The organism is Bacillus cereus group sp. MYBK15-3, from assembly GCF_051916765.1.
In the GTDB taxonomy this organism is placed as follows: Bacteria; Bacillota; Bacilli; order Bacillales; family Bacillaceae_G; genus Bacillus_A; species Bacillus_A cereus.
This window is the reverse complement of the sequence record NZ_JBQAHG010000001.1, coordinates 389,420-413,628: the sequence shown is the minus strand read 5'-3', so window position 1 is coordinate 413,628 and position 24,209 is coordinate 389,420. Positions and strand designations below refer to the sequence as shown.

Genomic DNA, 24,209 nt, shown 5'->3' with positions numbered 1-24,209 from the left:
AATTTTAGCTTGATGGCGATGGGGTAGCATCCACCGTCTATCAACATCACTACACCTATATTTAATACTGCGTTACGTGCCTTTAATCAAGTGAAAAACAAGACCCATTTTGTAAAAACTGAAACCAACGTTTTCTAAACTGAACTTGAGCCATATCTGCATGAACATGGGCCTCCATTTTTAAAGCTTCTGGTATAGGTCTAGGATGTTGACTTTCTACAATAATTTGATCCTCTTTTAGTACTCTTAAACTAAATTTAGCTAAAATTTGGTCTAGTAAAGGGAAGTACTTTAAAAATGTCCTTCCGGTATATCCCATAATTAATGTCTCTTCTTCATCAATTGGTGTAAACGTAATATACTGAATAAATGACTCATTCTCCTGTTTGCCACTGTGAAGCATCCACTGATGTGGGAATTTGTATTCAAGGTAAGCATCACCATTTGAGAATATAAACTGATCCAGTGTTCCCTCCAGCTTATAATTGGTTGATTCGGCTTTTGTTTTTCTACCAATCGTTTTTTTATGTACATAAGCAAGATGAGCAATATCCAGCACAGATTCGATTGATCGAGTAAGGTGTGCATTCCAAGTGGCGTGGAAGAAAGAGAGTTTAAAAGGAGTGTTCTCCATTACATGAAAAGTTTGCCATTCAGGTGGATTTTCCTCACTATCAGGGTATATCCAAATCAACCCAATCTTTTCTTTTACAGGGTATGAGAAGGTATGAGCAAATTTCGGGATAGGTTTATTGGGTTGGGATGGAATTCTTACACAAGTACCACAACTATCGAACTCCCAACCATGGTAGGGACAGACTAGTTTACCATTTACTACTTGTCCCAGTGATAAGTCAGCGCCACGATGAGGGCAGTAAGGTGATAGAGCCTGAACTTCGCCTTTTTCATCCCGATATAATACAAAATCTTTGCCAGCAACTCTTTTTTTTACTGGAATCTTTTTTATATCTTTTACATAACTCACAGCATACCAATTACGTGGGAATACTCTATTTATATTTAGAGTCATTTATTTTCTCCTTCTTTTTATTCACCTAGTAGATATTAGTGGTGTCTACTGTATACTGTCTATTCTATGCTATAAAATATTTTAAATGTTCGTTTAAAATTAATAAATCTACAGTTTGATCAAATCATTATGAAAGCCTGTATAATCTCTCTAAATGTAACAAAAATGACTATAGTACAATAGATTTTAAAAAGGAGAAAGTCTTATTTTATTGAAAATTGAGATATTAAGCAATATTCCTATTGCTATTAAATTCACCATTAAAGAACTTCCACCAAAACTTACAAATGGAAATGGAGTACCTGTAAGAGGAAATAGTCCCGTAATACCACCTAAATTTACAACTGATTGCATACCAATCATACATCCTATACCAATTGCTATAAAACTGCCGAATGGATCTACACATAATTGTGCAATTTTTAAGGAGCGAAGTACTATAGTCAAAACTCCAACCAATAGAATAAATACACCAATAAATCCTAGTTCTTCAGAAACTATTGCCATTATAAAATCAGTGTGTGGTTCTGGAAGATAACCTGTTTTTTGTATGCTATTTCCAAATCCACGACCAGTGATTCCTCCAGAGCCCATGGCAATAAAAGAGTTTACAAGCTGGTATCCATTTCCTTGCGCATCAAGAAAGGGATTGAAAATCGTAGTAATACGTGTCTTTTGAACTTCTGATAAACTATATTGAATCAAATAATATAAAATAGGTAACCATAAAATAGAACCGATGGTAGTTCTTTTGATTAGTAGATTTATATTTATTCCTGAACAAAGAAATATGCTAAAACCTATACCTAATATTAAAAGTGCAGATCCTAAATTTGGTTGTTTAAAGATAAGAAAAAAAATTGTAGCTAAAAAAAATAAAAGTTTTCCGATACCACTCCAGTTATTTTTAGCTTGTTCTTGTCGCAATGCAAAAAAACGGGCTGTTACAAGGATTGTTCCTAACTTAAGAAATTCAGCTGGCTGTATTCCAAAGATCCATGATTGAGCATTATTTACCACTTTTCCTTTCCATAAAACCATAATTAATAAAAAAATCCCCCCAACCATAATACAGATTGAGACTATTCGTTTTTTCCATATTTCATATGGGAGTAAAGCACAAATTATTAATCCTATTGTTCCTAAAAGTAGCTTTGTTAATTGAGAATCAACAAAATGTCTACTGTTATAACCGTAATGTTGAACAGCGACAATGGAGCTTGCACTATACATCATGATAATACCTAAAGTACATGTTATGAATAGAGGAAGGAGCAATAGATAATCGAGTTTTAATATTTTTTTCATTTTAATATCCTCCTGATTTAAAACAAAACATAATATTACATTTGTTAATGAATAGAATCTTGTTCTCGTCAATTACTAAATATGACTTTTGTTTAGAAAGATTCTATCACTTATTCCCTGTTTTTTACGCAAAAATCCCCCTAGTATGTAACTAGAGGGATTCAAAATGGCATGACTAAATAAGGCTTTTTCCCCCTAGTAGAGCTTTGGCACTATACAACGTAAAGTAATGAAAATTCATTACTTAGCTATCTTAAGAAGAGCCTTAATCCGACAATTCCTGTTCTACCCATTGGCGTCTTTCGACATTTTTGGGCAATAGCCTGTGTTTGCATAGGAGCCTCACCTAACAGGTTAAGCAATATAAATTTTATGTGTTTGTTTCGTGTAGCAAGCATAAATATATTTTTTTTGCTTGTCAAGCAACCATATTGCTAATTTTATTTGTTTTATTGCTTTATAGTTCTTTGAGAAATGATATGAAAAAATGTCTGTAATCATTCTGTATAAGTACATATTTTTGACTTGTAGTGTATCGTTTGATTAAGTAGTTTAACCATATAAATTTGATAAACAGTAAAGAAGATTTTAATCATAAAAGAAGATTTTTTTGTGAATGTTCTTTTGATATACAGAATGACTAATTATTCATCTTTTGTTATAAAGTTGGAATTTGATTAAAAACAATAAGTTTCATATGTTTTATTACGTTTCTTCGAATTAAATCTATTTGAATTCTATGTTTTTTAAGGGGAATTTTAAATTTATAATAAAATATAATTTCATTTTCTATAAAAGATTTTTTTATGAATGGAATTGAAAGTCAGTTGACAAATATTAAATTCTGGTTTAAATTTTGAAGTAATTCAATAAACTTTGTTAGGTGAGGCTCCTGTATAGAGAAACGCTGCTGCCCAAAAATGTCGAGAGACGCCAATGGGTCAACAGGAACGGTCGGATTAAGGCCCTTCTTAATGTAGCTGGTTATAAAAACCTATGCTATACAGTGCTAAAACTCAACGAGGGAGTGGTATACGATTTGATAGAAAGGCACCTCTGTGATTTCGGCAGAGATGTCTTAATAATCATTTATTTGTATTGTGAAAAAACCTTTACTCCTTTTTGAGTAAAGGTTTTTCTGTTTAATGTTATTTATTTTTATCTTGTCTATATTCAAAAAGGAGGTAATTCTAACTAATGAATTGATTGCAATGTAACTATTATTGCTCTAATAAAAAATTTAAGACAGATAAAATAAAACAAAACCACTCATGAAACTCTAGAGTCTCCCTTAGCAATATGAGGAGGAGTTAACATGAAGAAATTATTAAAGGAATTACTTATAACCAAAAATAACTTGGATGCAGAGAAAGTTTTACGTCTTCCGTCGTATGATATTGCGCAAGAAGTAAAACAGTTTTCAATTGAAGATCAAGTCATATTACTAAATACGATTCCTGTATTAAAAAGCTCTAAAGTTCTTCAATATATGAGTGCAGAAGAAAAGTATAATATCTTAATTCACTTATCTGAAAATAAAGCTAAAAAGTTACTAAATTTACAACCGATTGATGAATTAGTAGATTTACTTCTAGCGGTTCATCCGGAAAAACAGGCTAAATTAATGGCGTATCTAGATAAAATTACAAAACATAACGTAAAAAAATTAATGACTTTCAAACCTGAAACGGCAGGAAGTCTTGTTACAAGTGATTTTGTTGCAGTTAGAGGAAATTGGTCAGTAAAAATGACATTGAAGTATATTAGGGAACATTCTGAAAATGTAGAATCAATATCTTATAGTTATGTTCTTGATAGTCATGGTTATCTTGAGGGAATCGTTTCCATACATGAGTTATTACTAGCAACAGATGAAGAGATGTTATCTACTATCATGATGCCAGAGGTAATTTCAGTACACGCTGAAGTTGACCAGCAAGAAGTTGTAAAAAAGCTACTGAATTATAATTTAGCAGCAATACCTGTCACAACAGCAAATAATAAAATGATTGGTATTATAACATTTGATGACGTAATGAATGTTATGGAAGCAGAAGCTACAGAAGATATTCAAAAGTTAGGCGGAAGTGAACCATTGAATCAATCTTACTTTGAAGCTAGTATTTGGAGCATTTTCCTAAAACGTCTACCATGGTTATTACTTCTTTTTGTTGCTGAGGCATATACAGGTACAGTATTAAAGTATTTTGAAGACGAAATTGAAACTGTAGTTGCCCTTGCTTTCTTTGTTCCATTATTAGTAGGTACTGGAGGGAATACAGGAACACAGGTTGTAGCAACAATTACTCGTGCAATTGGTATTGGAGAGTTGAAATTTAAAGACATTTTCCGTGTAATGAAAAAAGAATTTGCAATTGGTATGCTTCTTGGACTTGCACTTGGGATAGCTGGGCTCATTCGTGCTTATATGTTAGGAGTTGGAGCAGAAGTTGCGCAAGTTGTAGCAATTACTTTATTATTTATTGTTATTTGGGCTTCTCTTGTAGCAGCTGTTTTACCTTTAATTCTAAGAAAATTAAAACTAGATCCTGCAGTTGTTTCAGGTCCATTTATTACAACATTTGTTGACGGAACAGGATTAATAATTTACTTCATGGTTGCAAAAACGTTATTAAATTTATAAATATACACTAAAAAAACGAAATCCGGAATAAGTATGTTGCCTTAATTGCTAAAACATAGTGGGGAATTCAGGCATGAGGAAATCAAACACTTTTGTCTTTAGATAAATAATATTTTAATGGATTTATTGAATGTAATGAATGCTGGAGGATAAAACTATGAAACATCTAAGAAAAATCTTCAAACGAATTTTGCTTCTATTTTCTATTTTAATGATTATTGGCGTAGGAATACTATTTGGTACTAGCTATGGCCGAGAGCTTCGTATAACAATCGCTGGGAGTATATTAACTTCTCAGCATCCACAATATGCGAAATATACATTCCTATCCCAAAAGGAACTAGATAAACTGCAAGATAGAATTAATCATCCAAAATGGTCAAACAGTGATGAGCATATTTATAAAAAAATAGTAGGAAAAAGATTAGAAGAATTAAAAAATCAGCCATTAGAAATTGATGTAGAAACAATTAAAAGTAATAAAGATAGTCGCTTTCTTTTCGAAGGAAAGTTAGTAACAATTAGTAATCCTTTCAATGTTAAACTTGTTAGCCATCAAGGAACACAGGGTGCTAACAGGGGAGAAAAAATTAGTGTAATGGCAAAACGTAATCATGCACTTGTTGCTGTGAATGCAAGTGGATTTGCTGACGAAACAGGAAGGGGTGGAGGAAATGTTGCTACTGGAATTGTGATAGAAAATGGGAAAGCTATTGATACAAATATGGATAGAAATGCCCCTACAATTATTACGGGATTAACAAAGTTTGGTCAAATGATAACAGGAAATTATTCTACCCAACAACTGTTGGATAAACAAGTCGTTTCCGCAGCTGGATTTATGCCACAGTTAATTGTAAATGGAGAAAAAATGATTACAGAAGGAGACGGCGGTTGGGGGTCGGCTCCAAGAAGTATTATGGCCCAAAAAGAAGATGGTACAATTATGTTTCTAGTTATTGACGGTAGACAGACACATAGTATAGGAGCTACGTTGAAAGAGTGTCAAGATATTTTATATGAAAAAGGAGCTATAAATGCAATGGCAATGGATGGAGGTTCTTCTGCTACGCTATATTTAGGAGGAAAGGTTATAAATTCACCGTCTACATTATCCCATGAAGATCGTTATTTACCGAACGCTTGGGTGGTAACAGCAAACCAAAAACAAAAAATAAAGATGACAATTGATGGGAGAAAAATAGATACCAAAACATCAGATGAATTTGATGCGAACATTTCAACGAATTTATGAATTATTAAAAATAGAACAAATACATGATTTTTATCCCGTTAGTCGGAAAATTGAAATTGTTTTTAAAAATTAGAAATTCTTATTTCATATTCATGATTTGCACAATATCAAATGAGAGTGATGAGGATTCCAAATTTACGGAATTCTTATCACTCTTTTTTAGTTTTTTGTAAATATGGAACAATATCATTACTTTCACTGTCTATTAAGCGTTAGAACATTTTTTATTAAATAAATTAAGAAAGGAATCATCATTTTTAACTAAGGGAGAAGATTGAATTGAAAAAATTATGGATGCTGCTTTTCGTTTGTTTTGCGGTTATGTTGGTAGGATGTAATAAAAACGAACCGCCAAAACAAGCATTTGAAGAATATATCAATTTATGGAATGATAGAAAATTTACAAATATGTATGATCATTTATCAGATCATGCAAAAAAAATCAATTTCTAAAAAAGAATTCACAGAAAAATATCAAAAAATCTATGAGGGGATTGGAGCTAATAATTTAAAAGTTAAAATGAAAGGAGAGCATACGAAAGATAAAGAGCTTTTTCTTTTTGAAGTTAAGATGGATACGGATGTAGGATCAGTTTCATTCATCCATGAAGCAAAACTTGTGAAAGATAAAGAGTCTTGGAAAATAGATTGGACACCAGACTTCATTTTTCCAGGAATGAAAAAAGATTACAAAGTACGTATGCAAATAGAGCAAGGAAAACGCGGAGAAATATATGATCGAAATGGAAAAGGGCTTGCAACGAATGGTAAAGCGACTGAGGTTGGAATTATTCCAGAGAAACTAGGCGAAACAGCAGCGCAAACGAAAGCAATAGTAGCACAATTACTTGATATGTCTATAGAAGAGGTCGAACAAAAGCTCACAGCAAAATGGATAAAACCAGACTCCTTTGTACTAATTGGTATTTTAAAAGAGGGAACCAGACAGAATGATTATATTGAATTAGAAGGAGTTTCATCTCACCCAGTAAATATTCGTACGTATCCATTAGGTGAAGCAGCGGCACACTTAACTGGATACATAGGAAAGGTGAATGCGGAGGAGTTAAAATCACTTCAAAAACAAGGTTATCAAGCAGATGATTTAGTAGGTAAGACCGGTTTAGAGAAAGTGTTAGAAAATAAATTGCGTGGTGAAAAGGGTGGACGCGTATTTATAGAAGATGAGAAGGGGAAAGAGATTAAAAACGTAGCAAAAAAAGAAGCAAAAGAAGGAGAAAATGTTACGTTAACAATTGATGCTGCAATTCAAGAAAAAATCTTTAATGAGATGAAAACTGAAGCAGGGTCTAGTGCAGCGGTCAATCCTAAAACAGGTGAAACAATCGCACTTGTAAGTAGCCCTGCTTATAATCCAAATATAATAGTTAGAGGAGCATCGAAAGCCCAACGAGAAGCATGGAGTAACGACTCGAAACTACCAATGACGAATCGCTTTACACAAGCATTTGTACCAGGTTCCGTATTTAAAACGATCACAGGTGCAATTGGTTTGGAAACAAACACAATAAATCCGAAGGAAGAATTTAAAATTCAAGGATTGAAGTGGACAAAAGATTCGTCTTGGGGAAATTACTATGTAACGCGTGTAAAGGATGCAAGTCCAATTGATTTCGATAAGGCAATGAAGTACTCTGATAATATTTATTTTGCTCAACAAGCTTTGAAAATGGGAAAAGATCAGTATGTAAATGAATTTAAAAAGTACGGATTTCATGAAAAATTACCAATCGAATACGAACTTCCTATTTCAATCATTGCAAAAGATGGGATAAAAAACGATATTCAACTAGCAGACACGGGCTATGGACAAGGACAAGTACTAATGACACCACTTCATTTAGCATTAACATATGCACCGATTGTGAATGAAGGGAATATTCCGTCGCCACATCTTTTAAAAGAAGCAAAAGTAGCAGGGAATTGGAAAGAAAATGTGGTTTCTAAAAAGAATCAAGAGATATTAAAGAGCGCATTAATTAAAGTCATTAATGACCCTGATGGCGCAGGGAGAATTGCACAGGTTGATGGTGTGACGCTTGCTGGTAAAACTGGTACAGCAGAACTGAAAGAGTCGAAAGAAGCAGACGGAAAAGAACTGGGATGGTTCGCAGCTTTCGATGCAAATGCGCCAGACATGATTGTTACAATGATGATTGAAGATGTAAAAGGAAGAGGAGGAAGTAACGTTCCAGGTGAAAAAATAAAACATGTATTTCAGAAATAATACTTAATTATAAGGTGAATTTTTCACTAAATTTATTACATGTTTGCTTAACTCAAAGATATAGATTGGGGGAAATATAGAACAATTAAATTTCAAAAAAGCATTCTTTCTAATCGAGAATGCTTTTTTGCTGTCATTCTAGAAAAGTTGACATTGTTAATGGTAAATAGAAGGGAATAGCAAATTGAAATGGACAAGTAGAGTGTTACGTTAAATTCAAAAAATAGATTATTGTGAGTGGATTTTTATCATTGTATGCTTTACTTGTTTTTTAGTAGTATTATTCTGCCTGAAAAAAGATAAACAATGGAACAAATGAAACTTGTATTTTGTCTATATATTGAAACCATAATAAAAAAGTGAGGGCAGTTTTATGTTTATTCAAATAAGTTTGAGGTGTGGAAATGGAACAGACGTTTATTGAAAAGTGTAATCATGATGAGCTGGACTATGTTATAAAAGACTATTGGCAAGATGTATGGAATTATTCATTTATTATTACGAAAGATCCACACTTATCAGATGATATCACGCAAGATGTATTTATAAAGGTGTTTAAAAATTGGAATTCATTTCGAAAGGAGTCATCTATTAAAACGTGGATTTTAAAAATCACAAGAAATACGGCAATAAACTATTTGAAATCCTCCTATTTTAAAAGGATATCTTTAATAGGATTTTTTAGTGACGATAAGCAATCCTTGTCAGCAGAACAAGAATTTTTTAAGCAAGAAGAAATGAATGATGTGTGGAAGGTGGTATTAGAACTACCTAAAAAGCACCGTGAAATAATTATATTGGATGCAAAATATGAATTATCTTATGAAGAAATGGCTGAAACATTAGGAGTATCCATTGGAACTGTAAAATCGAGATTAAGTAGAGCGAGAAGTAAGGTTTCAAAATTAATAGGGGAGGGTAGTAGTGATGAACAATAAACAAAATCCTGACTGGTATAGAAAAATAAAAAAAGGCCCAATGGAGAATCGTAAAGATGAAGAAGAATTTATTTCTAAAATAAAGCAGTCTATATATGAAAATAATGAAGTGGATTTTGAAAAACATAAAAGACCATTTCGTAAAAAAGCATTACCTATTGTAGTTGTTTTGGTTTGTACAATGTTATTTTTCATTGTTCAACAACCTTGGCTTGATGATAATAAATCACCGGTACAAAGTAGTACTCAAATTAAGCCTAAAACAAAAGATGAGTCTGCTCAAGATCCATCATTAAAACAATTTATGAATGAACTATATCAAAGTACGAACTCAAAAAATGAAAATAACTTGTACAAAGCGTTAAATGATGAAGTTCTATTTAAAGGAAAGAGTTATAGGAAGGATGAACTGAAGTTTGATGAAGATATCTTTCATGAGTTGCAAGTCGCCCTTACAATGGGAGGAGAGTTTGCAAAAGATACAAAGCAAGTATATAAAGTACCAAGTGGATTGACAGAAAGTAACCAACCAAACCAAGCGCATTTTATATATGCAACTGTTACTGGAAATAAAACGAAAATTTTAGCTGAACCAAAGCGAGAATCACAAGTTTTATATGAAGTATCTAATGAAATGGTAAAAGCTTGGATTCCAGAAAAAGTACAGAATAATGGATATATAAAAATATCTACAATTAACGGTAATACTGGATATGTACAGAAAGAGTATGTTTTAACTGATATTAAATATTCATTTATGTTCGAAAAGAATAATGAAGGTATATGGAAAATAATAAATATAGATTCTATATGGTAAAAGAGGAAGGTTCATTAAAGTGAACCTTCCTCTTTATTTTTATTTTCGTTTTGAAGAGTATTCCAGTACTCTAAAATTTCTGATGTAACGAGAGCGGCAATGTTTTTTTCTGAATTACTACCAGGGATAACGACAGAAACGGCAATTTGTGGATCTTCCGTAGGAGCATATGCAATGAAAAGAGAGTGATTTATCATTCTTGCTTGCTCATTTGGAAAACCTGTAATACCTGTTTTACCTGCGACGTCAAAGGGTAACTTTTTAATTTCCTCTATATTTTGACTCATCCCACCTTGCACGACACTCCAAAAGTTCATCGGGTAACGATTTGAACTTTCTAAAATGGGTTTAAACTTTTTGGTTTCCTTACCATCTTGACCAATAATCGCACTTACGATTTGAGGTTTATATTTGTCGCCTTTACTTGCCAAAGTTGCTGCATATTGAGCGAGTTGAAGAGGAGTATGCACTTCATTTCCTCCCCAAGAGGCATTTAATAAAGCTGAAATCCCATTTTCAAATTTATTAGATGGATGGAATTCATATTGTCCGTCTTCTTCAAAGGGTAAATCAATCCCAGTTTTAGAACGTAGGCCGAATTGCATTAAATAATCTGTCCATATATGTGCCACTTTTTCTATATTTCCATTATTTTGGTTGAATAAGGGCAGAGCTACTTTTGCTGTCATAAATGTGTTAGATGAATTAATGATAGCCTGCCTCGGTGTAATCTCCCCTGTTGGTGTTCCAGGCGCATTCGTAATGTTATTTTGATTATCATACTGAAAAGTACCTTTATCTAAATAAGTATCTTCTGGTTGGAAAAGCTTTTCATTTAATCCAATTAAAATAGTGAGTGGTTTTATAGTAGAAGCCATATTTACATAAGATTCACCATACTTTAATTTTTGAATTGCTTTATTTTGCGAAAGAGATTTAATGTTTTCTTTTCTAGAAGATACATGTGTATTTAATATATTTGGATTAAAAGCTACCGAGTTGGCCATAGTTAAAATTGCGCCAGTTTTTGCATCGCTCACTATAGCATAACCAGCTTTAGCATCAGGTGTTTTCTTAATTTGAGATTTTAATGCTTCTTCTGCCTTTTGCTGCAACTCAGAGTCTAAAGCTAGCCGCACATCTTTTCCTTTTTGTACTTTTTGAATGTTCCATAAGAACTTTTTATTATTCAATTTAAAAATAAGAGTTTTGCCTGGTTTTCCTTTTAAATCATTTTCATATTGCAGCTCAATCCCGCTTTTTCCAACAGCCATATGCTTGGACTTAAGGTCATTTTCTACATACCCAATTACTTGTGAACCAATTTCGTGTTTAGGGTAATATCGAATCCATTCATCTTTAATTATTACATTATTGGGTTTGTTTTTGTTTATGAATGCAAGTTCATTCTCATTTATATCAGAGTATAACGGTATATCATTCATAGTCTTCTTTTTACAAGATTGTTGCAATTGAGATTTTATGTTCTCTGTAGAAATATCATGTTGAAACTCGCTTGAAAATTGGTTAAAAAAAGCTAATGTGTTTGATGTATCTTGTTTCGATAGCTTTTCATCATTAGAAGTGCAATATAGAGACTTAACTTTCTTATTTGTAGCTAGCATTACACCATTTTTATCAAAAATCTTTCCTCTTTCAGCTGAAGAAGTTGCGATAGTAATTGAAATGAAGTTGATTTTTAATAAAATTAGTAAAATCAAACCTACAATAGAAAGAACCGCAAAAAATCTCCATCTTCTTGTATGTAACATATAACCCTCCCTTATGTAGCCTATTTCATCTTATATTTAATTATTTTTTTTGTAAATGTGGAACAACTTTATTGTTTAGGTTGTCTATTAAGTATTACAGCATGAAGAAAGGAATAATTAGCATGAAAATTTACTAGCAAGTTTATATGTAAGTTTAATAAGAGTTATTATACAGTTTAGCACTTCTAATGCAAGTGGCAAAAAAAATAGAGAGAAAACAAGAAGGGAGAGTTATTAATTCCGTAGCTAAACGAAAAGGAATGGTTGCTTACAAGGATTAAGCAAAAAATTGAGGCGATATTTATAACCGATTATCGGTATCTAATATATAAGGAATGCTTTTAGTATTTGTAGCAATTCCTGAAAGGATTAAATGGAGGATTTATGAAAGGACAAAAAGGCAAGAAGCAGAAGACATATATATCTATTCGATTAAATATAATGTTCCTTTGCATATTTGTACTATTCTCAGCTATTATTATGCAGCTAGGAAAGGTACAAATCGTTGAGGGAGAGGCTTATAAGAACCAAGTGGAAAGTAGTCAAAATGCAATAACTAGTATTCCAGTTCCACGTGGACAAATTTTAGATCGAGAAGGGAAAACAGTTGTTAATAATAAATCTCTTCGCACAATTACGTATACAAGGGTGAAGGGAATTACGAGTGAAGATATTTTAAAAACAGCAAAAGACTTGGCGAAAGTACTTGAAATGCCTGAACAAGATATAAATAAATTAACAGATATCGATAAAAAAGATTTTTGGATGCAGTTGAATTTGAAACGTGCGGAGACAAAGATTACTAAGAAAGATATAGAAAAGTTTAAAGAAAAGGGTATAGAGGGAAAAGAGTTAGATAAAAAAATAGAAGACTTAAGACGAGGTCGTGTTACAGAGGTAGAATTAGCAGAATTAACAGCACAAGATTTAAAGGTGTTAGCTATTAAAAGTAAAATGAGTTCAGGTTATCAACTAACACCACAAATTATTAAAAAAGATGTAACAGATGAAGAGTATGCGCGGATAAGTGAAAACCTTGCGAATTTTCCAGGAGTAGATGCAACTGTTGATTGGGAACGTAATTATGTAAATGGTAATTTATTTCGTTCTGTATTAGGAAATATTACGAGTAGTGAAGAAGGATTACCGAAAGAAAATTTAGATTCTTATTTAGTACGTGGATATAACCGTAATGATCGTGTTGGAAAAAGTTATATTGAACAACGATATGAAGATGTATTACACGGCACAAAAGAAGAAGTGAAAAATATTACTGATAAATCAGGAAACATTGTTAGCACAGAAATAATCTCTAAAGGAAAAAGTGGTAATAGTTTAACATTAACGATTGATATGGAATTACAAAAGAAAGTGGAAGAAAGTATAGAGAAAAACTTGAGAGCTTTTAAGAGTTCAGAGCCACTGCTCGATCGAGCTTTTGTTGTCATGACGAATCCAAATAACGGACAAATTTTATCAATGGCAGGCAAAAAGATTGTAGAAAAAGAAGGAAGAATAGAGGTTGAGGATTTGGCATTAGGTAACATGACAACTTCGTATGAGCTAGGGTCAGCTGTAAAAGGTGCTACTTTATTAACTGGATATGAGACAGGGGCAATACATCCAGGAGATCAATTTTATGACGCGCCGATGAAATTTAAAGGTACACAAGCTAAGAAATCGTGGAATGTATCCGGATTTGGTAATATTAATGATTTACGGGCTTTACAAGTATCTTCGAATGTATACATGTTCCAAACAGCTTTAAAAATTGCGGGAGTCAATTACGTACCAAATGGCTCATTGGATATTAAACAAGGAGCATTTGATACGATGCGCTATTATTTCAAGCAATTTGGTTTAGGTGTCCCAACAGGTATTGATTTACCGAATGAAATAATTGGACAAACGAGAAAAGTAGATAGTCAACCTGGGTTTTTACTAGATTTTTCTATCGGTCAGTATGATACGTATACGCCGTTGCAATTAGCGCAATATATTTCAACGATTGCGAATGGTGGTTATAGAATGCAACCTCAAATTGTACAAGAAATACGAGAACAATCAATAAAAGAAGAGGTTGGCAAAGTTATACGTTCCATAGAGCCTGTCGTATTAAATCGAATTGATATGAAGAAAGAACATATTGATCGAATAAAAGAAGGGTTTAGATGGGTATTCCAAGAAGGTGATGGAACTGGCGTGAAATATTTCAAAAACGCGCCATATAAACCAGCAGGAAAGACAGGAACAGCCCAAACTGTATATGGTGGAGATGACCCGATTGGTAGAAATGCAAAAGGAGAACGTATGGAATGTTACAACTTAACGTTAGTTGGATATGCTCCATATGATAATCCAGAAGTAGCATTTTCCGTAGTAGTTCCATGGCTTCATGATGATAAAAATGGAATTAATTCTATAATTGGAAAGGAAGTATTAGATGTATACTTTGATTTGAAACAGCAACGTATACATGGTGAAGCTACTAGTACAGGTAGTTCTAAGCAAAATTAGAGTACTTTTCTCAGGGAAGAGACCCTGTTCATATAAAGCCATTTATAAGTAAAAAAATGAAATATGAAATAAGAGATAGAGGCGTCGTAGCTACTATCTCTTATTTTGTTAATAACTCTCATACTAGCTATAATTTTTTTAGTTTGTGGAACAAATTTGGTTCGGTGATTGTCTATTATGTGTACGTATAAAAAGGTGCTAAAAATTTGGAAGGAATGATGATTTTGAAAAATAAGAGGATGCTAAAAATAGGAATATGCGTTGGTATATTAGGTTTAAGTATTACAAGCCTAGAAGCTTTTACAGGAGGGGCACTGCAAGTTGAAGCGAAAGAAAAGACTGGACAAGTGAAACATAAAAATCAGGCGACGCATAAAGAGTTCTCACAACTTGAGAAAAAATTTGATGCTCGAGTAGGTGTATATGCGATTGATACTGGTACAAATCAAACAATCTCTTATCGATCTAACGAAAGATTTGCCTTCGCATCAACCTACAAGGCTTTAGCAGCAGGAGTATTACTACAGCAAAACTCAATTGATACATTAAATGAAGTAATCACATTTACGAAAGAAGACTTAGTGGATTATTCACCTGTTACAGAGAAACATGTAGATACTGGAATGAAACTAGGAGAAATTGCTGAGGCTGCTGTTCGTTCAAGCGATAATACTGCAGGGAACATTTTATTTAATAAAATAGGAGGACCGAAAGGATATGAAAAAGCGCTTAGGCATATGGGGGATCGGATTACTATGTCTGATCGCTTTGAAACAGAATTAAACGAAGCTATTCCAGGAGACATTCGTGACACTAGTACAGCGAAAGCTATTGCTACGAATCTTAAAGCTTTTACGGTCGGAAATGCACTTCCAGCTGAAAAACGTAAAATTCTTACAGAGTGGATGAAAGGAAATGCTACAGGGGACAAACTTATTCGTGCAGGCGTACCAACTGAATGGGTAGTTGGAGATAAATCAGGTGCTGGTAGTTACGGGACAAGAAATGATATTGCTATCGTTTGGCCTCCAAATAGAGCACCAATTATCATCGCAATTTTATCTAGTAAAGATGAGAAAGAGGCAACCTATGATAATCAACTCATTGCAGAGGCAACTAAAGTTATAGTTAAGGCTCTTAAATAGTATTTTAGTTTTCGCATTTTTAACATGAAAGTATTAAAAGTATAAAGTTAGAAAACGACTCTTTTCTTGTGATAAGAGTCGTTTTTGTATTCTTATTATTAAAAAGGTAAAAGTAAAAATATAACGAATATATATGACATATCTCATACGAAATTTCATGTACTGCATTATTTTATTAATTTAAATAAATTCCAAGAAAGTATAATATAATTCAGTTAGCATATAGAAGTGTTTGATGAGAATGTAAAGGAGAAAATATGAAAAAGAAAATTAATAGAATTGTAATGATTATTTGTATATTAGTAGGTTTTACAATCTTTTTATATTTACAGAACAATTTAATAAGTATAACTGAGGTTAAAATAACCTCTAGTAAAATACCATCCTCTTTTAAAGGGTATAAAATTCTACAAATTTCAGACTTACACAATAAAAAATTTGGCGATAATCAAGATGTGTTAATTCAAAAAATAAAAAGTATAGACCCAGATATTATTGCGATTACGGGTGATTTAATTGACAGTAAATCATACGATGCAGAAGTGAGTATGCAATTAATACAAAAAATGGTAAAGAAGTATCCTGTATATTTTGTGACAGGAAACCATGAACAATGGTCTGGAAAGTATAACAGTTTAGAAAAAGAGTTGAAGAAATATGGTGTCAATGTTTTAAGGAATGAACATGTAGGCATTCGAAAGGGTGAGCAAGAAATAAACTTGCTAGGTATTGATGATCCAGAGTTTGTTACTGGAAACCGTGATGAAGGAAATATTATAATAGATGAAATTAAAAAAGCAAAAATTGAAATGCAGCCAGATAGATATAATGTATTATTATCCCATAGGCCTGAATTTATAAAGGAATATACGAATGAGAGGTTGGATTTGGTTTTATCGGGACATGCTCATGGAGGGCAAGTTAGATTGCCATTTATCGGTGGATTAGTTGCTCCAAATCAAGGTGTTTTACCTAAATATACAGCAGGTTTATATGTAGAACAAAATACATCAATGGTAGTGAGTAGAGGATTAGGAAATAGTATCATTCCGCAAAGAATTTTGAATAGGCCAGAGATTGTAGTCGTGCAGTTAAATTAAGCTGTACGATTTTTTTATGCAAAAGTGAGTAAAGAGATTTTATGTATTTTGCAGGAGTTAACATTACAATTTTGTTAAAAATTTTCTACGTTACATAAAGTAACAAAATTTGACCCTGATTGTTTGTTATAGTGTAAATAATCAAAAAACTTAAAATTTGTCGAGTGAAAATTGTGATAAGTAATTCATGTAAAAAACTTAAAGGGGTGTACACATGCATAAAGAATATGAAATTGAAGAATACACGGCGATTGAGGAACAAATACATTATTATTGTAAATGTTTATTAGTAAGTCATCCTGATCAAATAATAAAGTATTTAGAAAAAAGGTTAGAAAAATATGCAGAAACATTACAATATGCACATTTATATCCTGACACAGTTATTTTACCGTTACAGCAATTAGTTATTGAATATTCTTTAGATGTTGCTAGAATTCGGAAGTATATGAATTTAAAAACGTAAAGTGAAATTTATAGTTTAAATGAAACAGAGTCGACTTTAGGAAATGAAATTCTAATGTCGACTCTGTTTCATTGTTTAATATCGTTGATTGAACATACATACTAATCAATGAAGTTTGACATATAATTAAGCAAGGGTAAAATAAAAGTGAGTACTCACTCATTTTATTGGAAAAGGAGGATGGAACGTGCAACAACCTTCAATTATTTTACGGACTGTATCAAAAAGTTTTGGAAAAAAAGAAGTGTTACACAATCTTTCATTGCAAGTTGAAAAAGCAGAAATTTTTGGTTTTGTTGGACCTTCTGGATCGGGGAAAACAACGCTCATTAAAATGATTGCAGGTATTAATGAGGCAACGAAAGGTGAAGTGCTTGTTAATAATACTAATATGCCTAATTTAAATGAAATGAAAAGAATTGGTTATATGGCTCAGGCGGATGCATTATACGAAGAATTGTCAGCATATGAAAATGCAGATTTTATAGCAACGATGTATGGACTAAAGGGAAAACGTAAAAAGACAAGAATTGCAGAGGTTTTTGAACTTGTACAATTGTCTCAGTATATGAAAAAGCAAGTACAACAATTTTCAGGTGGAATGAAAAAACGCTTATCATTAGCAATAGCGCTCCTTCACGAACCAGAAATATTAATTTTAGATGAGCCTACAGTGGGGATAGATCCGCTTCTTAGAAAAACGATTTGGGAAAAATTTTATGATCTTAAAAAGAAAGGCACAACGATTATTGTAACGACGCACATTATGGATGAAGCTGAATTTTGTGAGCGTCTAGGGTTAATTAGAGAAGGGAAACTAGTTGCGGTTGGAACAACTGAAGAATTGAAAAAACGCGTGTCATCTGGACGGATTGAAGATGTCTTTTTGCTAGAAGAGGTGGTGCCATCATGAGAGTTACTGGTGTAATTATACGTATTATTCGTCAATTTTTTCGAGATAAGCGTTCGTTAGCAATGATGTTTGGAGCACCGATGTTATTACTTTGGCTTTTGTCACTAGTGTTTACACAGAAAGACTATATACCGCAAATTGCTGTTGTTGATATGCCCGCTCAAATAGTAAAAATGATGAAAAATCAAGAAGCGTCAATTTATGAATACAGTAAGGAAAAGGCGATTTCTGAGTTGGAAAAACAAAAAGTAGATGCAGTATTTCGTATAGAGAATGGAAAAATGAAACTTCTGTTGGAAGGTAGTGATTCGTCAAAAAATCGTGCTGTACTTCAAGTATTGCAAAAAAGCACAGAGAAGAATGATGTATCGATTATGAAACCTGAAGTAAATTATTTACATGGCTCTAAAGACTTTACGATGTTTGATGGGCTTGGTCCTGTATTAATTGGTTTCTTTACATTTTTCTTTGTATTTATATTATCAGGTGTATCTTTCGTAAGAGAACGTTTAAGTGGTACGCTAGAAAGGTTATTATCCACCCCAGTAAGAAGATGGGAAATAGTCGCAGGTTATATTATTGGTTTTGGAATCTTTGCCTTTATACAATCCATTATTATCGTAAGCTTTTCCGTTTATATTTTAGATTTATACGTAGCTGGCTCCATATGGCTAACGCTACTTATTACATGTATGCTCTCTTTAACTGCACTAACATTAGGTACGTTTTTATCGGCATACGCAAATAATGAATTTCAAATGATTCAATTTATACCGCTTGTTATAGTGCCACAAATCTTCTTTTCTGGATTGTTTCCAATGGAATCTATGAATAAGTGGCTCCAAATGTTAGGGAAAGCATTTCCACTCACATACGGCGCTGACGCAATGAGACAAGTGATGATTCGGAATCAAGGGTTTACAGAGATTGCATTAGATCTTACTGTGTTATTACTTTTTTCACTATTATTTGCAGTAGGAAATGTATTTGCTTTAAAGAAACATCGCAAAATATAATAATGACAAAAAGGAGCTTTATAAATGCAGAAGGATTGGCTGGAGGAATTAATAGCTGCAACTAATACGGATAAACGAAATGAACGTCAAATGCGAATATTAGAGGCGGCTGTTGATATGTTTGGAGAAAAAGGATACGCTTCAACTTCAACAAGTGAAATTGCAAAGCGTGCTGGTGTAGCGGAAGGAACCATCTTCCGCTACTATAAGACGAAAAAAGATTTATTATTAGCGGTCGTAATGCCAACTTTAACTAAGTTCGCTGCACCATTTTTCGTACAAACCTTTGCAAAAGAAATATTTAAATCAGAGTATGAATCGTATGAAGGACTTTTAAGGGTTGTAATTCATAATAGATTTAAATTTGCTCAAAAACACTTTCCTATGATAAAAATATTAATTCAAGAAGTACCATTTCAACCAGAACTAAAAAATGAAATACAGCAATTAGTAGAAACAGAACTGTTTTCACATTTCAAAAAGTTGATTGTGAAATTTCAAGAAGAAGGAGAGATTATTGAGATACCACCATCTTCCGTACTACGTCTTACTTTATCAGCTGTATTAGGTTTATTATTAACACGATTTTTATTATTGCCTGAAGAAAAATGGAATGATGAAGCAGAAATTGAAAATACGATTCAATTTATATTGTATGGATTAACTCCACGAATTTAATCGTCGAAGTGTGAATTACATACATTACTTTTTAAGTAAAAATAAATCGCCTTTAAAAAGGCGATTTATTTTCGTTATATATTTTTGATAAATAAGTACTTGTTTATTAAAAACATTCTAAATCAGCGTGTTTCTTTGTCTCTTCTTCTAAGACCTAATAATCCTGCTAGTCCTAATAAACCAAGCCAAGCCCAATTATTATTTCTATCACGATTATCATTTAAATCATTTGTTGTATTTACATTTCGAGTTCTTACATCATTATTAACTCTGTCTAAATTATTGTCATTTACTCGAGTTGAAATATCAGTGTTATTCACTCTATTCATATTATTTCCATCGTATTCAGCTTGCGCAGATGTACCTAAAAACATAATAGAGAGTGCTAAAACACTTAAAATAGATGATAATTTCTTTTTCATAACAATTCCCTCCTTTCTTAATCATTAATTTCTCCGGAGCATCTGTGTATTATTCATTTCACAATATCTAAACCAGTATAATAGGGCGCACATTTATTGAAAATAGAGTTGAATGATTGTTAATATATTATTGGATATATATTTCTCATAAAAATAAATGAATCAAACTTTGCTTAAAATGTTAATCTTAGTACAATTTATAGTATACGGACTAGCACTAAGGAGGTAATGAGATGCGACAATTTGCAAAACCTACAATCGTCGTAAGTAAATGTTTAGAATTTGATGCTTGTCGATATAATGGAGAGATGATTCCAGATGTAACAATACGAAATTTGCAGCCATTTGTTACATTTATACCTGTTTGTCCAGAAGTGGAGATTGGATTGGGAACTCCTCGTGAAACGATACGAATTGTAGAAGAAAATGGTGAGAACAGACTTGTGCAACCGTCGACACGAGAAGATGTAACTGAAAAAATGGAGCGGTTTTCAAATGACTTTTTACAAACGATATCGGATGTGGATGGTTTTATTTTAAAGAATCGTTCGCCAAGTTGTGGTACGCGTGATGTGAAAATTTATTCTGGTTTTGAAAAAGCGCCAGCAAAGGGAAAAGGATCAGGCTTATTTGGCGGAGCAGTAGTAAAAAAATTTTCGCATCTTCCTATTGAAGAGGAAGGTAGATTGTCGAATTTTATTATTAGAGAGCATTTCTTTACAAGGTTATTTACAATCGCATATTACAAAATGATTAAACATAATAAAAATATGAAAGACCTTGTATCGTTTCAGTCGGACAATAAATATTTATTTATGGCATACAATCAAGTGAAACAAAAGGAATTAGGGCGTATAATTGCAAATCAAAAAAATGAAAAGATTGAAGTTGTATTTGAAAACTATGAGAAGACTTTATATGAATTATTTATGCGCACCCCCCGCTATACATCGAATGTAAATGTATGCGAGCACATTTTTGGATACTTTAAAACAAAGCTAAAAAAACAAGAAAAAGATCATTTTATAGAACTGTTACAAAAGTATGCAGAAAAGAAAATACCACTTAGTAGTTTACTTACAATTTTAAAATCATGGGCCATTCGATTTGATGAAAAGTATTTATTAAGACAAACGTATTTCGAACCATACCCTGAAGCATTAGTAGAAATTTCTGATTCGGGAAAAGGTAGAGATTATTAAACAATAAATTACATAATTCGACACAAAATCTCCTATGTTGTTGTAGAACAATGTAGGAATTTTTTTGTGCATTAGTACAGAATCTGTTTTAAAATTAAGTTATGACAGAATTATAGCAATTGTCTAACTAATATTCTTGTCTTTTAAGTTGTTATGTTTGTAGTAGAAACTCGCACGCTGTCGAAACTCAATATTCGATAAGGGGTGTGTAGCGGAATGGAATTTACTCTAACTCGCGAAAAACAAATGATTAAAGAAATGGTACGTGACTTTGCTGAAAAGGAAATCGCACCGAAAGCTGTATATTATGACAAAACTGCAGAGTTTCCATATGAAACATTTCAAAAAATGGGCGAACTAGGATTATTAGGCATCCCATTCCCAGAAGAGTATGGAGGTTCAGGTGGCGATACTGTATCGTATGCGTTAGCAGTTGAAGAAATTGGTCGCGCTTGTGGTGGCACTGGTTTAAGCTATGCTGCAACAATTTCATTAGGTGCTTCTCCAATTTATTATTTCGGTACAGAAGAACAAAAACAAAAGTATTTAGTTCCAATGGCGTCAGGTAAAACATTAGGTGCCTTCGGATTAACGGAGCCGAATGCTGGATCAGATGCAGGTGGTACTCAAACGAAAGCGGTACTAGATGGCGATGAGTATGTAATCAGTGGTGAGAAGTGTTGGATTACAAACGCAGAGTATGCAAATACCATTATTGTAACCGCTGTCAACGGTGTTGAAGAGAATGGTAGAAAACGCATTTCAGCATTTATCGTACCTACTACGAGTGAAGGATTAACGATTTCTAGTCCTTACGATAAAATGGGCGTTCGCGCTTCTAATACTTGTGAAATCGTACTTGATGGTGTTCGTGTACCGAAAGAAAATATTCTTGGTGATGTAAATAAAGGTTTTAAACAATTTTTATATACACTTGATGGAGGACGTATTTCAATCGCAGCATTGGCAGTTGGTATTGCGCAATCAGCCTTTGAACGTGCATTGCAATATGCGAAAGAACGTCAACAATTTGGAAAGTCAATCTCTAATTTCCAAGCGATTCAATTTAAATTAGCTGATATGGCGACTGAAGTAGAGCTAGCACGCAATTTAGTACATAAAGCAGCTTGGTTAAAAGATAATGATAAACCTTTCGGCAAAGAAGCGGCAATGGCAAAACTATTTGCATCGGAAGCAGCAAGCCGTATTGCGAATCAAGCAGTACAGATTCATGGTGGATATGGTTATATGCGTGAATATGAAGTTGAACGACATATTCGTGATGCGAAACTATTAGAAATTGGTGAAGGAACTTCTGAAATTCAACGTCTCGTAATTGCTAGACATTTAGGATGTAGATAAAAGGGAGGAATCACTATGTTTCAAAAAATATTAATTGCAAATCGCGGAGAAATCGCAGTTCGTATTATGAAAACTTGTCAAAAACTTGGCATTCGCACTGTTGCTATTTATTCTGAAGCAGATGAAAATGCCCTTCATGTGAAAATGGCAAATGAAGCTTACTTAGTAGGTGGACCGCGTGTCCAAGAAAGCTATTTAAACCTTGAAAAAATTATTGAAATAGCTAAGAAGACAAATACAGAAGCAATTCATCCGGGTTATGGTTTATTATCAGAGAATCCGTCTTTTCCGGTTCGCTGCAAAGAAGAAGGAATCGTATTTATCGGTCCTTCAGAAGAAATCATTACGAAGATGGGAAGTAAAATCGAATCACGTATCGCAATGCAAGCAGCAGATGTCCCAGTAGTCCCAGGTATTACTACAAATATTGAAACTGCTGAAGAAGCAATTGAAATTGCAAAACAAATTGGTTATCCATTAATGCTTAAGGCATCCGCAGGCGGTGGAGGCATTGGTATGCAGTTGATGGAAACTGAGCAAACGCTCACCAAAGCGTTTGAAAGTAATAAAACAAGAGCGCAAAACTTCTTCGGTAACGGAGAAATGTATTTAGAGCGATATATAGCAGACGCGCATCATATTGAAATTCAGCTTTTAGCAGATACACATGGTAACACAGTGTATTTATGGGAGCGTGAATGTTCGGTACAGCGCCGAAATCAAAAAGTAATCGAAGAAGCACCTTCACCATTTTTAGATGAAGGTACACGAAAGGCGATGGGGGAAGTTGCTGTACAAGCTGCCAAAGCACTTGGTTATACAAATGCAGGTACAGTTGAGTTTCTTGTAGATGATCAGAAGAACTTCTATTTCTTAGAGATGAATACGAGATTACAAGTAGAGCATCCAGTGACAGAAGAAATTACGGGATTAGACCTTGTAGAACAACAACTTCTGATTGCAAGTGGAGAGAAACTATCATTTACTCAGGATGATGTAAAACGTAGTGGTCATGCCATTGAAGCTCGTATTTATGCAGAGGATCCGAAAACATTCTTCCCGTCACCTGGGAAAATTACAGATTTAACATTACCGTCAAATGTACGGATTGATCACTTCTTAGAAAATCATGTAACGATTACACCTTTCTATGATCCAATGATTGCGAAAGTCATTGCACATGGCGAGACTCGTGAAGAAGCAATTTCAAAATTACATGATGCTCTAGAGGAATTAAAAGTAGAAGGTATTAAAACGAACACACCAATGCTACTGCAAGTTTTGGAAGACGAAGTGTTCAAAGAGGGTATTTATACAACAGGCTTTGTAACGAAACAACTCGTTAAAAAATAAGATTTAACAATATTAAGGGGGAA

General features: G+C 33.2%; 18 protein-coding genes, 1 pseudogene and 2 riboswitches. Of the genes and pseudogenes, 15 read left to right on the top strand and 4 right to left on the bottom strand.

Annotated elements, in window-relative coordinates:
- Window positions 1-82: 82 nt before the first annotated feature.
- Both ACTFR8_RS02190 and ACTFR8_RS02185 read right to left on the bottom strand, forming a co-directional pair.
- Window positions 83-1,030, bottom strand: coding sequence for an aromatic ring-hydroxylating oxygenase subunit alpha (locus ACTFR8_RS02190; protein WP_000174200.1), 948 nt, complete (start codon window positions 1,028-1,030; stop codon window positions 83-85).
- A 186-nt stretch (window positions 1,031-1,216) separates the two neighbouring features.
- Window positions 1,217-2,338, bottom strand: a complete 1,122-nt coding sequence (locus ACTFR8_RS02185) for an FtsW/RodA/SpoVE family cell cycle protein (protein ID WP_000722116.1) — start codon at window positions 2,336-2,338, stop codon at window positions 1,217-1,219.
- A 184-nt stretch (window positions 2,339-2,522) separates the two neighbouring features.
- Window positions 2,523-2,699: riboswitch (M-box (ykoK) riboswitch) on the bottom strand.
- Between the two features lie 507 nt (window positions 2,700-3,206).
- Window positions 3,207-3,372: riboswitch (M-box (ykoK) riboswitch) on the top strand.
- Window positions 3,373-3,653: 281 nt separating this feature from the next.
- Here ACTFR8_RS02185 and mgtE point away from each other — a divergent pair.
- The 5 genes and pseudogenes from mgtE (at window position 3,654) to ACTFR8_RS02160 (ending at window position 10,240) form a co-directional block, all read left to right on the top strand.
- Window positions 3,654-4,982, top strand: coding sequence for a magnesium transporter (gene mgtE / locus ACTFR8_RS02180; RefSeq protein ID WP_000734822.1), 1,329 nt, complete (start codon window positions 3,654-3,656; stop codon window positions 4,980-4,982).
- A gap of 157 nt (window positions 4,983-5,139) precedes the next feature.
- Complete coding sequence (locus ACTFR8_RS02175; RefSeq protein ID WP_000681825.1) at window positions 5,140-6,237, top strand: phosphodiester glycosidase family protein; 1,098 nt, start codon at window positions 5,140-5,142, stop codon at window positions 6,235-6,237.
- 279 nt (window positions 6,238-6,516) lie between these two features.
- Window positions 6,517-8,485, top strand: a pseudogene (locus tag ACTFR8_RS02170) (penicillin-binding transpeptidase domain-containing protein).
- Between the two features lie 404 nt (window positions 8,486-8,889).
- Window positions 8,890-9,423: an RNA polymerase sigma factor gene (locus ACTFR8_RS02165; RefSeq protein WP_000438327.1), complete on the top strand. Its 534-nt coding sequence runs from the start codon at window positions 8,890-8,892 to the stop codon at window positions 9,421-9,423.
- Window positions 9,413-10,240, top strand: coding sequence for an SH3 domain-containing protein (locus ACTFR8_RS02160; RefSeq protein ID WP_001060751.1), 828 nt, complete (start codon window positions 9,413-9,415; stop codon window positions 10,238-10,240). Before ACTFR8_RS02165 ends, ACTFR8_RS02160 begins: the two co-directional genes overlap by 11 nt.
- Before the next feature lie 14 nt (window positions 10,241-10,254).
- Here ACTFR8_RS02160 and ACTFR8_RS02155 read toward each other — a convergent pair whose 3' ends face one another.
- Window positions 10,255-12,012, bottom strand: a complete 1,758-nt coding sequence (locus ACTFR8_RS02155) for a peptidoglycan D,D-transpeptidase FtsI family protein (protein ID WP_000903423.1) — start codon at window positions 12,010-12,012, stop codon at window positions 10,255-10,257.
- Between the two features lie 384 nt (window positions 12,013-12,396).
- Between ACTFR8_RS02155 and ACTFR8_RS02150 the strand changes: the two genes are divergently transcribed.
- The 7 genes from ACTFR8_RS02150 to ACTFR8_RS02120 all read left to right on the top strand — a co-directional run bounded on the left by ACTFR8_RS02150 (window position 12,397) and on the right by ACTFR8_RS02120 (window position 19,847).
- The gene (locus ACTFR8_RS02150; RefSeq protein WP_000678283.1) at window positions 12,397-14,529 is read left to right on the top strand and encodes a peptidoglycan D,D-transpeptidase FtsI family protein; all 2,133 of its coding nucleotides are present in this window, start codon (window positions 12,397-12,399) and stop codon (window positions 14,527-14,529) included.
- 218 nt (window positions 14,530-14,747) lie between these two features.
- Entirely contained in the window at window positions 14,748-15,674 is a 927-nt protein-coding gene (gene bla / locus ACTFR8_RS02145; protein WP_002098388.1) for a class A beta-lactamase Bla1, read from the top strand.
- 257 nt (window positions 15,675-15,931) lie between these two features.
- The gene (locus ACTFR8_RS02140; protein ID WP_000727186.1) at window positions 15,932-16,774 is read left to right on the top strand and encodes a metallophosphoesterase; all 843 of its coding nucleotides are present in this window, start codon (window positions 15,932-15,934) and stop codon (window positions 16,772-16,774) included.
- Between the two features lie 214 nt (window positions 16,775-16,988).
- On the top strand, window positions 16,989-17,240 hold the full coding sequence (locus ACTFR8_RS02135) for a hypothetical protein (protein ID WP_000548621.1): 252 nt from the start codon (window positions 16,989-16,991) through the stop codon (window positions 17,238-17,240).
- Window positions 17,241-17,427: 187 nt separating this feature from the next.
- Complete coding sequence (locus tag ACTFR8_RS02130) at window positions 17,428-18,153, top strand: ABC transporter ATP-binding protein (protein ID WP_001187071.1); 726 nt, start codon at window positions 17,428-17,430, stop codon at window positions 18,151-18,153.
- A complete protein-coding gene (locus ACTFR8_RS02125) occupies window positions 18,150-19,169 on the top strand; it encodes an ABC transporter permease (protein WP_001266717.1) in 1,020 nt (339 codons plus the stop codon). Before ACTFR8_RS02130 ends, ACTFR8_RS02125 begins: the two co-directional genes overlap by 4 nt.
- 24 nt (window positions 19,170-19,193) lie before the next feature.
- Complete coding sequence (locus ACTFR8_RS02120; protein ID WP_001168192.1) at window positions 19,194-19,847, top strand: TetR/AcrR family transcriptional regulator; 654 nt, start codon at window positions 19,194-19,196, stop codon at window positions 19,845-19,847.
- A 122-nt stretch (window positions 19,848-19,969) separates the two neighbouring features.
- Here ACTFR8_RS02120 and ACTFR8_RS02115 read toward each other — a convergent pair whose 3' ends face one another.
- Complete coding sequence (locus ACTFR8_RS02115; protein WP_000728151.1) at window positions 19,970-20,269, bottom strand: WGxxGxxG family protein; 300 nt, start codon at window positions 20,267-20,269, stop codon at window positions 19,970-19,972.
- A 233-nt stretch (window positions 20,270-20,502) separates the two neighbouring features.
- Here ACTFR8_RS02115 and ACTFR8_RS02110 point away from each other — a divergent pair, with 233 nt between their 5' ends.
- From ACTFR8_RS02110 to ACTFR8_RS02100, 3 genes are all read left to right on the top strand, one after another.
- On the top strand, window positions 20,503-21,471 hold the full coding sequence (locus tag ACTFR8_RS02110; RefSeq protein ID WP_001248647.1) for a YbgA family protein: 969 nt from the start codon (window positions 20,503-20,505) through the stop codon (window positions 21,469-21,471).
- A 216-nt stretch (window positions 21,472-21,687) separates the two neighbouring features.
- Window positions 21,688-22,833: an acyl-CoA dehydrogenase gene (locus tag ACTFR8_RS02105; RefSeq protein ID WP_000397282.1), complete on the top strand. Its 1,146-nt coding sequence runs from the start codon at window positions 21,688-21,690 to the stop codon at window positions 22,831-22,833.
- A gap of 15 nt (window positions 22,834-22,848) precedes the next feature.
- Complete coding sequence (locus ACTFR8_RS02100; protein ID WP_000486756.1) at window positions 22,849-24,186, top strand: acetyl-CoA carboxylase biotin carboxylase subunit; 1,338 nt, start codon at window positions 22,849-22,851, stop codon at window positions 24,184-24,186.
- Window positions 24,187-24,209 lie beyond the last annotated feature (23 nt).